The organism is Streptomyces sp. NPDC001100 (genome assembly GCF_053598575.1).
In genome coordinates this window covers 1-14,317 of record NZ_JBSFKO010000049.1, presented here as the reverse complement: position 1 = coordinate 14,317, position 14,317 = coordinate 1, and the positions used below count along the sequence as shown (strand labels likewise).

Sequence of the window (14,317 nt, the reverse complement as noted above, 5' to 3'; positions counted from 1 at the left end):
ACCCCAGGGGGCGGTCTTGGTCGCGCCCCTCGCGTGGTCGGGTCCCGCCAGGTCGTTCATCATGTGCGCGGCTGCTGCGGCGCAGGTGGGCGATTCCGTCATCGGTGTCGCCCATCCCGTGAAGGGACGGTGATCGCGGGTGCCTCGTTCCTGACCGCAACGCACCTGTCCATGGCAGTCGTCACTGTGTGAGTGCGGCTTGCCCGCGACAGGAGGTGGGATGGATTCCGCAACCGGTACCGCTGGCCGTGGTGCCGGGGTCTGGCCCCAGTCGCGTGTTCCGGGCGTTGATGAGGCTTCGTGAAAATCCCCGGTCCCGCTCTTCGTTCCTCACTTCGTTTATTGATCGCCAGTGGGCCTGAGCCGGCCATGTGGAGATCGTCAGGGCTGCTGCTCGTCAGCAGGAGGCTCCTCGGCAGACATCACGCCCGCGTCGACTTACAGAAGACGCGGGCGTGCGACGGGCTCAGCCATTGGGCGTCCTGGCGAGGAAGTCAATCGCTCGACTGATGCTGGTCTCGGCGGGTACGCCGGCGTTACGAGCGGGGGTCTTGCGGCCATCCTTGTGCGTCGAATACGGCGATGGGGTCCAGGTAGTCGCGCCAGTGCGTCACCTTGCGGTCTTTGACGGTCACGACGGAGACGAAGCGGTTGTCGTATGGCCGTTCCGTCACTGCCGAAGTGCCGTGGACTTCGTACTCCAGGACGACCACCGAGGTCTCGGGGTCCCGGTGAACGCGGAGGTTGTCCGCGCTGTGCAGCTTGATGTAGTTGCCGTAGTCGCTGTACAGGTCGATGATCCCCTGGCGTCCCTCGACCCGGCGGGGGTAGCCCGGCACGGTGATCACGTACTCGAAGACCACGTCCTCGGCCAGCAGGGCGTAGTAGTCCTCCCCGTCGACCAGGCCGTCCAGCCCCTTCTTGATGATGCGGAAGAACGGGCTGTTCGCCCCGAAGGAAGCGTTGTCGTCAACGGTCTTGCTCACTTCGCCTCCGAGGTCCAGGCGTGGGCGCTGCGCTCGGCGAACGCGCGGAAGCCGGTCGCCGGACGGCCGGTGACTTTCTCGACGTCACCGGTGGGCGTGGCACCGTTGCCGGCGATGATGGCGCCGGTGAGCCAGCGCATCATCACCGCGTAGTCGGCGGGGACACCCGCGGCGAGCGCACCGGCAATCCACATCTCCTGGTCGAGGTCGTGGTACGCGACGGGACGGCCGCTCACGGAAGCGAGGATGTCCGCGACCTGCTGGAAGGTGAGGGCCTGCGGGCCGGTGAGCGAGTAGACGGCACCGGCGTGGGTCTCGGGGTCCAGCAGTGTCTGGGCCGCGACCGCCGCGATGTCGGCCGCGTCGACGAACGCCTCCCCTCCGCCGCCGCTCGGGACCATCATCACTCCGTCGATGATGGGGAGGTGGCCGTCGGCAAAGTTCTGCATCACCCACGACGTGCGCAGGACCGAGTGCGTGATGCCCTGCCGGGACGCCAGATCGGCCTCGACGGCCGCGATGTCGACCTCCGGCGGCGCCTGATCGGCGTCGTACACGCTCAGGTAGGTGACATGGCGCACGCCGGCCGCCTCGGCGAGGTCCAGGAAGGCCCTGACCTGGCCGGCGTAGCTGATACGCGCGGTGGGTGTCACCAGATAGAGACGGTCGACGCCGTCCAGGGCGGCCTGGTGGGTGGCCGGGTCGTCCCAGTCGAACCGGACGTCAGCCCCGCTACGCGCTGCGGTACGGGGGGTGATTCCTCGCTGGGCGAGTGCGTCGGCCAGCAGTGAACCGGACCGGCCGGTGCCGCCGAGGATGAGTGCGATGGGTGCTTCGTTGTTCATGGCTCCATGCTCGAAGCCCGGAGCGAGATAATCCATGTGCGATTCGCTCGATCTTTTACGTGAGGCTCTCACACCTTGACCCTGGATGTTCGTTCTGGGCACGCTGACCCCATGGACCTGCTGACTGACCACTTGGTGCGGGCACGCGCCACCGGCGCGGTGTTCGCGCGGACGGTCGCCGAACCGCCGTGGGGCCTGCGGCTGGGCGGTTCGATACAGCTGTCGGTGCACACGGTCGTCCGCGGCCGCGGCTACCTCTGGCTGGACACCCCCGGCAGCACTGTGGAGCTCATCCCAGGAAGCGTCACGCTGGTTCGCGGCGGACCGGACCACTACATCGGGCATGAGCCGGGCGCCGCCTGCCTGGAGCCGGAGGAGTTCCGGGCACGCCACGCCCAGACGCACCCGGGGGACAACCCGCAGGCCACCGTTTTCCTGTGCGGCGCCTACCAGTTCTCCGGCGACGTCGGCAGCGGGCTCCTGGACGCGCTGCCCCAGGTCATGACCCTCTCAGCGGCCGACGACGACCCCTTGCGGGACGTGATCACCTTGCTGTCCCGCGAACTGGTACGCAACGAACTCGCCCAGCAGATCGTCCTGGACCGCCTCCTGGACCTGCTCCTCGTCCTGGCCATCCGCAGCGACTTCCGCCGCAGCACGACCGCACCACGCTGGTACCGGGCCGCCGCGGACCCACGGCTGGGCCCCGCGCTGCAAGCCATCCACGACAACGCCGCCCACCCGTGGACGGTCCCCGAACTCGCCGAGATCAGCGGCCTGTCCCGGGCCGCCTTCGCGCGGGTGTTCAGGGAGGCACTTGGTCAGGCCCCGATGCAGTACCTGACCGAATGGCGCATGACCATCGCCCGCGACCACCTGCGCGCCGACGATCTCACCCTGCCCCAGATCGCCGACGCCGTCGGCTACGGTTCCCCCTTCGCTTTCGCCGCCGCCTTCCGCCGCCACCACGGAGAACCGCCCGGCATCTGGCGGCAGAGAGAACGAGCGACCGCACAGACGCGGCTGCTCACCACGCACCACGGATCTTGATCAACGCCATGCCCGTTTCAACGTCTCATCCAGCGCGCCTCCTGGACTCCGTGCCCCATGTCCTGGCTGCCGATCAACGGCTTGATCTGCGCGGAGGTTCTGGTGGTGCAGGAACGGCTCGCCACTGAGCAGACCGATCGCCGCGAGCTCGTATCCGAAGAGCCGCCTTCCGGCCGTGCCCCGGCATCAGCAGTGGGGGAATCGCGCGAGCACGTCTGTCCCCTGCCTGAGCGGGGGTTGGGGACTTTCAAAGAGCGTCAACAGCGTGATGGCATGTTGCGTTCGCGACGACGCTGCTGGGACTTGTGCTCGGTCTCGGCCCTGACGGCACACCGGGCACGCCGCCGACAACCGTGGGAGATCTGGGCGGCGCGGGGCGGAGTCGTCTTTGCGGGCTTGGGCGGTGTGCCTGCGGGTCTGCGCGCCGGCGGAGTCGACCGCGTCGGCCAGGCGGTGTCGCGCGTCGTGTCCGCCTGTGTCTGGACGGCACGGTGGATCCGCTCGAGGGTGATGCATGGCCCAGTGGGGGGAAGCGGGTGTGCAGGGAGTACGGGGTGTGCCGCGGACCGTTCGGCTCGGGCACGTCCCGCCCCACCAGTGGACGAACCGGTGTGCGAGAAACCCGGGATGGTGGGCATTTGTGAGAGGCCCGCCCGTGTGGCCCCGGCCAGGCCCGCCCGGGGCCACACGGGCATGTCTGGCCGGGGCGGACTCTGCTCAGAATGACGACATCTCGGCCAGCACCTTGCCGTCGGCGCCGTACGCCCGGAAGACGGGACGGTTGGCGCGCTGCCCGCTCCTCTGTTCCTGCGGGATGTTCTCGGGGGGCCCGACCGCGTAGGTGCTCACGTAGGCGGGTCGGCCGTCCAGCCGCACGATGGGGAGTTCGGTCATCCGGCCCTTGAGGGCCATGGTGATCCTGGCGGCCGGGGTCTTACCGGTATAGGCCAGGATGTATACGGTTCCTTGGGCGAGCGGGTGCACGTTCATGGTCATCGGCACTGCGCCCGGTTGGTTGACGTCGAGGTAGCCCACACAGACGGGTTTTGTGTGACCGGGTGCCGCGTCGCAGAACTCCCTGGGCTTGAGCAGGTACCAGACGCCGAGTCCGGCCTGGACCTTCTCCCCGGGGCTTACGATCCGCACCTGAGTTCGGGGGCTCGGCGACGCGGGCCGGGTGGGGGAGTGCGCGGGTGTGGGGTCGGTACTGGTGACGCTGTGCGAGGCCGTCGGCTCGGACAGGGCCGCGATCTCGATACCCATGGGCACCAGCAGGGCCGCGCCAAGGGTGGCCGCCGCCCACCGGCGTCGTCGTGCGATGGTCCGGCTTTGCCGCATGATCCGTTCGTGCGGGAACGACGGTGGGGTGCAGCCGTGCGCGGCGTCGTCGAGTGCCTGCCACAGTTCGGGTACCGGTGGCTGCGGTGACATGTCAGTCGTCATCGTGTGGGCCCTTTCCCCTCAGCTTTGTGCCGCTGTCGCGGCGTAGTCGGACAGGACCGCGCAGTCGCGCAGCTTCTTCAGGGCTCGGCTCGCCTGGCTCTTCACGGTGCCGGCCGAGCAACCGAGGATGTCCGCGGTCTCCTGCTCTCCCAGGCACTCCCAGTAGCGCAGCACGACGACGGCGCGTTGGCGGGGCGGGAGGGTGGCGAGAGCGGCGAGGAGTTCGGTGCGCATGTCGTAGCTGTCGTGGTCGCTGACATGGCCGGCAGGTGTGCCCGGCTCGGTCAGGTGCGGGGTGAGGAAGTGGACGACCCGTCGTTTGCGCTGTCGCGTGGTGTTGTTGTTGATCAGCGCGCGCCGGACGTAACGGTCGGGTGCTCCGAGGGTGCGTATGTGATCCCAGCGCAGGTACACCTTGGCGAGTGTGGTCTGGACGAGATCCTCCGCCTCGTGGTGGTCGCCGTAGGTCAACAGATAGGCGAAGCGAAGCATCCACGACCAGCGGGCGGTCGCGTACGTCTCGAAGTCCCCCACATCGAGGTCCGCCTCGGGCGGGTTCTCCTTCCGGCCCGTTCTCATCCTGTCGGCGGCTTCCCGGTCCGCTCTGTTCGCAGCCTCTCGCCCAGAGGCGGCAGGCGTACAAGGGCTGGTCATACGCACACCCCGACTTCCCCGTTTCCTTCATGTCGTGCTCGGCGCCCCGGTCGGTGAGCGCGAACTTCCGTAAGTAACACCCCCGGAAGGGCGCGCGGGTTGCACGGGGGCGGCCGGCGATCGCCGTTGCGGCTTCGGAGGCTTCTCCGATCGATGTGCGTCTGCCCGGCCGCGCGGTCTGCCTCCAGTCGGGGGAGACTGGGCGCCTGGTACTCGCCGACTGACAGCGAGGACGGGCCCTGCAGCTGGATCAGGTCAGACTGGGACAAGGCCATCGCGTGCTCCTCCGGTTGAAGTGCCCGTTCACTAGGGAGACTTACGCGGTGGCCTGCCTCTTGTTCAGGGAGTAGTCACCGACAGCGGGTGCACGCCCCGGGCAGACACCCGCGCGTTCCAGGGCCCTGACCGCCCACACCACTCGGCCGGACACCATCCGGGCGCCAGGACGTCCCGGTCGCGACGCGTGACGCTTTCGTGCGTATGGCCGAGAGCGTGGCGGCCGGGCTGTGGTCCTCTCAGCCGAAGGCGCCCAGGAGGGTGGCCCCGCAGTCGACGACCAGCTTTGAGGCCGTGATGTAGCGATGCCTTAACGAGCGCGTCGCTCCAAGGCACGGAACAGGAGCCCAGCGCCGCCCGGAAGGCTCGGGCGGTTGACGGTGATGGCCACGGTCGTCCGGCGCGGCGACCTCAGGGCTCGAGATCGGCCAGAAGGACGTCCAGGACCGTCTCTTCCTCTATGCGCACGCCGAGTTCGGTCAGCGCCGCGGTCAGGTCGGGATCCCATGCCGCGGTGGCCGGTGTGCCGGTCAGGGGTGGGGCCAATGGTGTGGTGGCGGCCGCGGTGCGGTAGTCGGCGGCGGTGTAGTGCCAGGGCTGCCAGGGGACGCGGCGCAGTAGCGCGTCGGCGATGCGCAGGCCGCCCCAGTCGAAGTCGCCGTGGTAGCGGAGCATGGATCCGTGGGAGTGGAGGTGGCGCAGCAGGGTGAGGGCGGCGGCCGAGGGCTGGCCCTGGAGGCAGACCAGGGGCGGGCAGGTGGGGCCGTGGGTGTCTGCGGCGGTGGCCACGACGGTCGGGTTCTCGCACACGTAGACGACCTCGGGCGTCGTCCTCGGCGGGTTGTGGGTGAGTTGGCGCAGTGTCAGGACGGCCGGTTCGCCCGCGTCGGTCATCCAGTCGAGAGCGGGGGTGCCGCGCAGGCCCAGGGTGAGGACGGTGGAGGAGAGGGCGTCTCTGAGCAGGCCGGCCGAGGCCCAGGCCTCGCGGCGCCATTCGGCTCCGTTGCCGTCGGGGAAGCCGGTCAGGGCACGGATGCCGGAGAGGACGATCGTGGCGAGCGGTGTTCCGTCGTCGAGCGCGTGAGCGTCGCCGAGAGCGGTGGCGGCGAAGGCGGGCAGGGACACCGCCGGGTCGGCGGGGAGTGGCTGTAGGGCCGTCGTGGCGTCGGTGAGCAGGACTTTCGCTGCGTGCGGGGTGCGGGCGAGACGGCGTACGAGACCGTCCTTGCGCAACTGGTGGGCCCACTCGGCCAGTTCGGGCGGTAGCACGGTCAGCGGGGCGTATGCCTCCTGCCAGGCGTTCGTCTCCTGTTCGCGTACGTCGGCGAGCCGGGTGACGGGGCCCGTGAGGGCGGTGACGGCCGCGGCGAGGCCGTCGGGGCTGATGCCGGAGCGCCGCACCACGGTATCCACCGCGTCCAGGCGCACGGTCAGTGAGCGTCCGGCGCGTGGGGCGCGGCCCAACAGGCGTTCGGCGGCGGCGCGTTCGGCGCTGGTGGGGCTGGTCAGGGTGAGCGGGCCGGTGAGGGGTTCGTCCCGCTCCATGCGGCGCCGGACGCGCTCGATCAGCCAGGCCAGGCCGGGATCGCCGAGCAGCCGGCCGAGGCGGTCGAGGTCGATGCGCGGGCCGGGTTCGTCGGAGGAGCCGGGCAGCCCGGTCCTGTTCATGCCCACAGCGGGTCCCGGCCGGAGTCGGTGCCGTCGCTGGGTACGGGTGCCTCCGCGTCGAACCCGGCGGCCGGGGGAGCCGCCTGGATGGGGAGGGTCGTCAGGCGGTGGTCCGGTTCATTGCCCCGTACGCGATCCGTGCCGTCCCATTCCCAGCGGGTGACCAGGACCGCGGCGATCTCGTCGACGCGGGAGAGCTGGGCAATGGCGATGCCGGGGACCTGGGGGTAGCAGGCCCACTCGCGTTCGCTGGTCATCACCACGTCCAGGTCGAAGGCGTGCAGCAGGCCCAGGCACTTGGCCCGCGAGTCGTCGTCCACACCCGCGAACGCCTCGTCCAGGGTCACCAGGCGCGGGGCGTCGGGGGCGGCCGTGGCGTAGTGCGAGGAGGCGGCGGCGAACAGCGGTACGGACACGGCCAGGACGCGTTCGCCGCCGGAGGCGGGGCCGGTGGCCGGAACCCAGGCGCCGTGCTGATGGCGCTCGATGCCGAACTCGTGCCAGGACCGGTAGTCCAGCGCCGCGGTGAGCACCTCTAGCCAGCTGCCCGCCGCGTCGTCGGACTGCCGGCGGGCGATCTCGGCCTGCAGGAACTCCCCGACCGCAGCCCGGTCCTCGGGCGCCCAGGCGTCCGCGGACTGGCGCAGGCGCTCCCGAGCCTGGGCCAGCCCGGTCGGCGCCTTGCGCGAAGAGCGCCACACCAGACGCAGCTTCATGCCGGTGGACGTGGGCCGCTCCAGCAGTTCGGCGTTCATGGCCCGCACCTGCCGCTCGGCGGCGGCGATCAGCTCTTGCAGGGTGCCTGCGACCTCGGTGAGCAGGTGGGTTTCGAGGATCTCGCGTTCGTGCGCGGACAGGATGTGCGCCAGTTCGGTCACCTCGGCGGAGAGGGCCGCGGCCAGGTCGGGCACGGTGCGTCGGCGGCCCTGGTAGACGATGTCGACGACCATGCCGTCCTCGACCATGCGGGCGGTGGCGGTGTGGCCGCCGCGGGAGAGGGCGTCCTGGAGTTTCTTGTACTCCTCGCTGAGCCGTTTCTGGACGCGTTCCCAGGCGCCGTCGGAGTCGTCGGTGCCGGACGGGCCCGACAGCTGCGCCTCGATGGCACGGGCGAGCGCGACGGCCGGGGTGGCCGCCCACGGCCCGCCGTCCGGTGGGGGCAGGGCCACCTCGGGCAGCGCCACGGCCAGCAGTCCGGTGGCCGCGAACCGCTGGAGCGCGGCGATCGCCTCGGCGCGGGAGGCGGCGGCCTCGTCCACGTCTTTCTCCAACTGCTCGATACGGCCCTCCGCATGGCCGACGCGCCGTCCGGCAGCAGTGTGCTCGTCGCGGGAGCGGCGCTGATCGAGGTCGCACGCGACCAGGGCCTCGGCGGTGGCGGCCAGGCGCCGCTCCAGCTCCGCGACGGCGGCACCGACGGTGGAACGCAAGGTGGTGTGCCGTTCGTCGGCGGCGGCCGCCAGGCGGGCCGACTCCTCGGCACGCAGAGCCAGTTCCGCAACCCGCGCGCCCGCAGCCTCGGCTTCCGCGCGCTCGTCGACCACCGTGCGTCCGGCATCTGCCCGCTCGCGCAGGGCGGGCCACAGAGCGGCCAGGACGGCGGCGTAGTCGGCCAGTGCCTGGCGGACGACGAGCAGCTGCGGACGGTCGGCGGGCAGGTTCACGGCTGCTGCCGTGTCGGTGAGTTCGGTGGCGATCTCGGCCTCTTGCCCGGCCGCCGCGGCCAGTTCCGCGGAGCGTTCGTCCTGGCGGGCGCGGGCCCGGTGGGCGGCGTCTGCGGCGGCCGAGGCCAGGGCATGTGCGTGGCGCAGGGCGGCGTCGTCGGGAACGGCGGCCAGTTCGGCATCCAGAGTACGGCGACGTCGGGCCACCGTTGCCCGCTCGGCCTCCACCTCGTTCAACTGGCCTGCCAGAGCGTCCAGTTCGCCGCGCAGAGCGGCGATCCGGGCCCGGCGCGCCTCTTCACGGGCGCCCTCGCCCACGTACACGGCGGCCTGCTTCGACCAGCTGCCGGTCAGCGCTCCGACGCGGAAACGGCCGTCCGCCGCCACCCACGTGTCGCCACCGGCGCCGAGCCCCACGGCAGCCAGAAGGCGTGCCACCGTCTGCTCGCCCACCGCCACGGCGCGCGGATCGCCGTGGTCGACGGCCGGGCGCAGCACGTCGCCGAGCACCGGCCCGGTGAGCGGGGCGCCCGGTGACAGCAGGACGTCATGCAGGTCTGTGTGCAGGACGGTGCCGTCCGGACACACCCAGGCATCCAGGATGCCCGACGCCTCCAACGCCGCCTCCAGACCCGCGCGTTCACCGGCGGTGACGTGATCGTGGAAGTCCACCAACCGCCACAGGGGCGCCCCTGGCGTCTCTTCACGCGCGCCGGGTGCACGTGTGTGCGGTGCCGTGGGACCGCGCTGGCCGCCCGCCTCCAGGTCGGCCAGCTCCCGCTCGCTCTCGGCGCGCCGGGTGGTCAGCTCCGTCAGCCGTTGGCCGAGAGCCGCCGCTCGGTCGGCCAGGTACGCGGCTCGCGCACGATGGGCGTCGGCGGTATGCACCCGCGCGGGAGAGGGACCCCGCAGATGCGTGACCCAGTCCTGCAGACCGTCCAGCAGACCCACCGGGTCCTGCGGGGTCAACTCCTCGCACACGTCCAGGTGTTCGCGTACGGCGGCGACCAGCTCCCGGCCCGCCCGGACTGCGGCGGCCTCCGCCTGGGCCTGCCGCTCGGCGGTGTGCCCGGCCTCGGTCTGCGCCTCGTCCAGCCGGCGGGCGGCGACGCGCCGCTCGGCGGCGGCCTCCTCGGCGCGCAACGCCATCTCCTCCACGTGGTCGACCGTGCGCCGCCTGCGCGCCACCGACTCCTCGGCCGCCCGCCGCAGTTCGGCCTCCGGCGCGCCCTCGATGCGCAGGCCACCGTCGAGGCGGGCGGCCGAGGCCGCCTCCCGCTCGCGCGCGAGCGTGTCCGCGACCTGCTCCTCGGCCGCCGCGAACCGTCTGCCCGCACTCTCCAGGCGGCCCAGGGCGCGGGTGTGCGCCTGGGCGGCCTGCTCCCGGTCCACCTCGGTGCGGGAAAGCTCCCCGGCGGTGCGGCGCGCGTCCGCCGCCGCCTGCTCCAACTCCCGGGCGCTGCGCATCTCGGGGCCCTCGCGCAGCGCGGCCTCCTGCGCCTTCAGCCGTGCGGCACTCTCCTCCAACTGCGCGAGCCGCACGGCGATTTGCTCCCTGTCCTCCTCGGCCTGCGACCGCTCGGTCTGGGCCTGCACGAGGTCGCGGTTCAGCTGTTCGTAGCGGGCGTGCTCGTGGCGGGGGAGCCGGGCACGGCGGCGGGTGGCGACGCGGGCGTAACGGCGGTAGTGGTCCAGGAAGGCGGAGGCGGCGCGCTCGGCCTCGGTGGCCGCCCGCAGCTCCTCCTTCTCCTCGTCCAAGGACCGGAACGCCTCGGCCACATCGGCGATCACCGCCTGGTCCATGGGCGGCAGCGCCTCGGTCAGCGCACGCGAGAGAGCCGTCTCATTGGGCCGCTTCGACAGCTGGGGCTGGCGCAGCTGGACGAGCAGGTCCACCAGGGCCGCATACCGCCGCTCACCCAGCCCGAACAGCGCCTCGTCCACCGCCCTGCGGTACGCCGTGGCCGTGTCGTACACCATGCCGCGCCCGGCGAGAGCCTCCGCGAGCCGGTCGCGCGACAGCGCGGTGCCGGTGGCGTCGAGCAGACTGAGCTCCGGTCCGATCCGCTGGTCGGTGACGGCGTACCAGTGACGGGCGATACCGCGCCCCGCCACCGCTTTCAATCCGCAGGCCAGGGTGAGGAAGCGGTCCTGTCCGGTGGCCTCGTCGTGGCGGCCGAACTCGATCCAGGTGTAGCCGAGCCGCTCGGGGTACGGATGCTGCCCGCCCAGCAGCAGGTTCCACTCCATGCGCTTGCCGGGGTCGGCGTCGGGCTCCACGCGGCGCGCGGACAGGTCGCCGTCCAGGAGGAAGGGCAGGGTGAGGGCGAGGACCTTGGACTTGCCGGTGCCGTTGTTGCCACGCAACAGCAGCCGTCCGTCCCGGAACCAGAACTCCTCGGTGTCGTAGTAGAAGAGATCGACCAGGCCGATCCGCAGCGGACGCCACCGGCCGGGCGCGGGGGTGGGCAGGGCGGTCACGGCGGTCACGCCTTTCGCTGAGAGGTACGAGGGGCGGGGACTCCCGGATCCCGTACGACGGTGTCACCGACCGCGTACCGGGCCAGCGCCGGCAGCGGGGCGACGCCGCCTTGTGCGACGGTGACCAGGCCGAGCGAGGTCAGCTTGGCCAGGGCCTGGTCGACCAACTCCGCTTCCGCGCCCGGCTGTTTGGCGCTCTTGGACCAGAAGCCGCCGTGTTCGGTGGTCAACTCGCGTACCCGGCGCTCCAGTTCGCCGCGGCTGACCGCCCCGTCGGCGGTCGCGAGGTACTCGGCGAGCAACAGGGTGACGTGTCCGTGGGTGCCCTGCTCGGGCATCCGTACGTCGGTCAGGTCGTCCAGGGGGTCGATCATGGCGATGCCCTCGGCACGCACCTCCGCTACCAGACCGGTCAGTTCGGTGATCCGGGCGGTGATGAAGGCGCGCTGACGGGTGAGATAGGCGAGCTCGTCGTCGGCCAACTCGGCGTAGTACAGCACCGGGTCGTCCAGCAGGCGCCGGGTCAACCGTTGACGGATGGCGCGGAAACGCAGTTCGTCGCTGTCCAGCGCGCTCTCGGAGGTCAGCTCGGACAGGCGGTCCTCGAAACCGTCCGCGGTGATCATCGACGGGCCGCGGCGGGCGGCGAGCAGTCCGGCCAGGACCCGACGCTGGACGTCGTAGAGCACATCGCCCGCCCCGCTCACGTAGGCGTCCTCGTCCCCGGCCACCCGCCGCAGCACGCCGTAGTGCATGAGCAGCCGTACCACCGACGCCAGATCCAGCCGCTCCTCGCGCCGCTCCAGCGTGAACTCGATCCCGGCGGCGGCCAGATGGGGATCGGCCGCGTCCAGGACCACCTGCTCGGCGAGCCGGCCGAGCGCGATCTGCGCCTCGCCGCGCTCCAGTGCGGCCAGCGCCAGGCACAGCAGCACATAGCGGCGGCGGGTGAACGGCGCGCGGGCGCGGGAGGCCTCGCGGGCCGGATGGGTGGGATCGGCCAGGGTGCCGGGTGCCCTGGCCAGCCGCGCCGCGTCCGCGTCCACGCGCAGCGGCCAGCCGGTGTTGCGGTCGAACCAGTCGCGCAGGTCGCCGGCGTGCCGGCGCACCAGCCGGAACTCCTCTGCGTGCGGGCCGTGCGCGAGCAGCAGCGGCTCCTTCAGCAGCGCCCGGGCGGCCTTGTGGAACTCGGCGGTGCGCCGGCCGTCCAGCACCTCGCCCAGGGGTGTGGTCATGACTCCTCCGCGCCAGAAGGGCCGGCGGCGCGCGCCTGACCGGTTCGGGTGAGATCGGTGATCTCGACCAGGTGGTCGGGGCCGCGGAAGGTGCCGCCAGGAGTGCGGATCCTGGCCCTCGTACCGTCCGTCAAGGCCGTGAGCCGGATCTCCATCGTGCCGTCGTTGCTGGTCGCGACAGTGGCTGTCATGCCGGGCCGCCAGGTGGCCAGGGCATCGCCGAGCAGCTGCAGGAACAGGCCGAAGGCGAGCGGGTCTAGCTCGCCGAGTGCGGACAGCCTCGTGGTGCCGTCCGTCGCGAGGCCGGCGCGGGCGGCCGTGATCTCCTGGGCCTGCTGGGCGGCGATCTCGGCGAGGCGCTTGCGCTGCTCGGACCGGTCCTGCACCCGGCGGGTCCTGCCGCGCCGCTCGTAGCTTCCGGTGCGGCGCAGCTGCGGGCTGATCCGCAGGGGCTCGGCCTCGGCCCACGGGGTGGAGGCGGCCACCGGGTGGGCGGCGCGCCGGTCGAGGGTGTCGGCGTCGACGGTGAGGTGACGTGCGGGATACAGCCCGAACGCGGCACGCCACAGCCGGTGCCGCGCCGCGTCGTCGGGCGCCTCGGCGAACCAGCGGGCCAGGGTGCGGAAGTCCGCCGAGCGGTCCGAGCGCCCGGCCCGCCGCTCGTTCAACTGCCGTACGACTGCCAACAGTTGGGGGATGGCGCCCAGAGCGCGGCCGCGCAGCAGACGGGCCTGCGACTCACGGCCCTCCGCCGACACGAACCAGGCGGCGAGCCCCGACCACCTGCCCGCCCACCGCTCGTACGCGCGCGCCTCTGCGCTCTCGGCCTCGCCCGGGGCGGCGTCGGCCGCCTCCCGGGCCGCCGCCAGCCGCAACAGCACGCCGACCCGGCCTTGCTCCTCCAACTCGCCGATGAGCAGGGCGATCCGCCCGCCCAGCGTGATCAGGTCCTGGATGAACCGCTCCAGGTACTGGATCAGGCTGTCCTTGTAGGCGAGGAACACCTCGACCTCCACACCGTGCAGGTCGATCGTGCGCTGCAGGGAACCCATGAAGGCCCGCGCGTTCTCCGCCAGCGCCTCGAACCGGCTGGTCAGAGCGGACAGCGCCAGATGGGTCTTGGCCGGGTCCGGCTCGCCTTCCTCCTGCTCGGAGGTGAGGACCAGCAGGGCCCGCAGCTGGGTGACGATGTCGTGCAGGGCCACCGCCTGCAGCGCACCGCGCCGCCCCAGCGCCTCGTCGTAGGCGGACAGTGCCTGCTCGGCTGCCTCGCCGGCCTGGGTGAGTTGGTAGATGAAGCGTTTGCGGTAGAAGTCCTCGACCGCGGTGACCCGGGAAGTGTCCGGATCCGCCCGCAGGTTGCCCCAGTCGACAAGGCTGTCCAGCGCCTTGACCACCGTGTCCACGTCGGCGGGCCGGTGCTCCGGCGGCAGCGCCGCGACGACGTCCTCGGGCCGCAGGTGAACGGCGAAGCGCTCCTTGGCGGCCAGGAACGCTCCCATCACCCGGCGGTAGAGGGCTGCATTGGGCACGGTGAGATGAGCGAAGGGCGTGTACCCGGCCCGTGCCGCTCCGGAAGGCGTCGACGTCATCGTTCGGGCATTCTCCCCGACGGACACCCCGCTGCGGCAATCGTGGCCTGATCATCGCGCAGGGTTACACCGGAGAGGCTCTCGCCGCCTGCGTAGTCATCCGTACTTCGTCGGCCGCGGCGCCGGTCGGCAGGGGGGCCGGCAAGCGTGTGCCGCTGCAGGGGCGAGGCAAGAAGGACTGGCCGGTTCGCGTGAACCGGCCTGGTCGGTGCAGCGGTACCGAGCTGAGAGGATCTCGGCTTGCCTGCCGTCGGCTCGGCGGACGAGGCGGTGTCCGCCGTCGATGCCGTGCACTGCCTTGCGGTCGATCCCGAGCCGGTGCTGGAAGTCGTCCCAGGCGACTGGGTCGAGGTTGACGACCCTCACTCCTTACCGGGTTTCTTGCAGAAAGCCCCGGCGTTCACGCCGGGGTTGAATGCATCT

10 protein-coding genes are annotated in these 14,317 nt (G+C 71.6%); 2 read left to right on the top strand and 8 right to left on the bottom strand.

The window, feature by feature from the left end; genetic code table 11:
* Window positions 1-536: 536 nt before the first annotated feature.
* Together ACWDEW_RS43245 and ACWDEW_RS43240 are read right to left on the bottom strand one after the other, a co-directional pair.
* Window positions 537-986 carry a nuclear transport factor 2 family protein gene (locus ACWDEW_RS43245; protein WP_450520997.1) on the bottom strand — a complete coding sequence of 150 codons (450 nt, stop codon included), beginning with the start codon at window positions 984-986 and terminating at the stop codon, window positions 537-539.
* Window positions 983-1,831 (bottom strand): NmrA family NAD(P)-binding protein, encoded by an 849-nt coding sequence (locus tag ACWDEW_RS43240; RefSeq protein WP_450520995.1) that lies wholly within the window; start codon window positions 1,829-1,831, stop codon window positions 983-985. The genes ACWDEW_RS43245 and ACWDEW_RS43240 overlap by 4 nt, the downstream gene beginning before the upstream one ends.
* Before the next feature lie 111 nt (window positions 1,832-1,942).
* Between ACWDEW_RS43240 and ACWDEW_RS43235 the strand changes: the two genes are divergently transcribed.
* Window positions 1,943-2,881 (top strand): cupin domain-containing protein, encoded by a 939-nt coding sequence (locus ACWDEW_RS43235; RefSeq protein WP_450520993.1) that lies wholly within the window; start codon window positions 1,943-1,945, stop codon window positions 2,879-2,881.
* A gap of 717 nt (window positions 2,882-3,598) precedes the next feature.
* On the opposite strand, the gene ACWDEW_RS43230 is transcribed toward ACWDEW_RS43235, so the two are convergent.
* The 6 genes from ACWDEW_RS43230 to ACWDEW_RS43205 form a co-directional block, all read right to left on the bottom strand.
* A complete protein-coding gene (locus ACWDEW_RS43230; protein ID WP_450520992.1) occupies window positions 3,599-4,324 on the bottom strand; it encodes a hypothetical protein in 726 nt (241 codons plus the stop codon).
* Between the two features lie 18 nt (window positions 4,325-4,342).
* Window positions 4,343-4,903: a SigE family RNA polymerase sigma factor gene (locus ACWDEW_RS43225; protein WP_450520991.1), complete on the bottom strand. Its 561-nt coding sequence runs from the start codon at window positions 4,901-4,903 to the stop codon at window positions 4,343-4,345.
* Window positions 4,904-5,665: 762 nt separating this feature from the next.
* Window positions 5,666-6,922, bottom strand: coding sequence for a TIGR02679 family protein (locus ACWDEW_RS43220; protein WP_450520989.1), 1,257 nt, complete (start codon window positions 6,920-6,922; stop codon window positions 5,666-5,668).
* Window positions 6,919-11,076 carry a TIGR02680 family protein gene (locus tag ACWDEW_RS43215; RefSeq protein WP_450520987.1) on the bottom strand — a complete coding sequence of 1,386 codons (4,158 nt, stop codon included), beginning with the start codon at window positions 11,074-11,076 and terminating at the stop codon, window positions 6,919-6,921. The genes ACWDEW_RS43220 and ACWDEW_RS43215 overlap by 4 nt, the downstream gene beginning before the upstream one ends.
* Complete coding sequence (locus ACWDEW_RS43210; protein ID WP_450520985.1) at window positions 11,073-12,302, bottom strand: TIGR02678 family protein; 1,230 nt, start codon at window positions 12,300-12,302, stop codon at window positions 11,073-11,075. The genes ACWDEW_RS43215 and ACWDEW_RS43210 overlap by 4 nt, the downstream gene beginning before the upstream one ends.
* Entirely contained in the window at window positions 12,299-13,894 is a 1,596-nt protein-coding gene (locus ACWDEW_RS43205) for a TIGR02677 family protein (RefSeq protein ID WP_450520983.1), read from the bottom strand. The genes ACWDEW_RS43210 and ACWDEW_RS43205 overlap by 4 nt, the downstream gene beginning before the upstream one ends.
* Window positions 13,895-14,134: 240 nt before the next feature.
* On the opposite strand from ACWDEW_RS43205, the gene ACWDEW_RS43200 reads away from it, so the two are divergent.
* A partial coding sequence (locus ACWDEW_RS43200; protein WP_450520981.1) for a hypothetical protein occupies window positions 14,135-14,317 on the top strand: 183 nt, incomplete at its 3' end.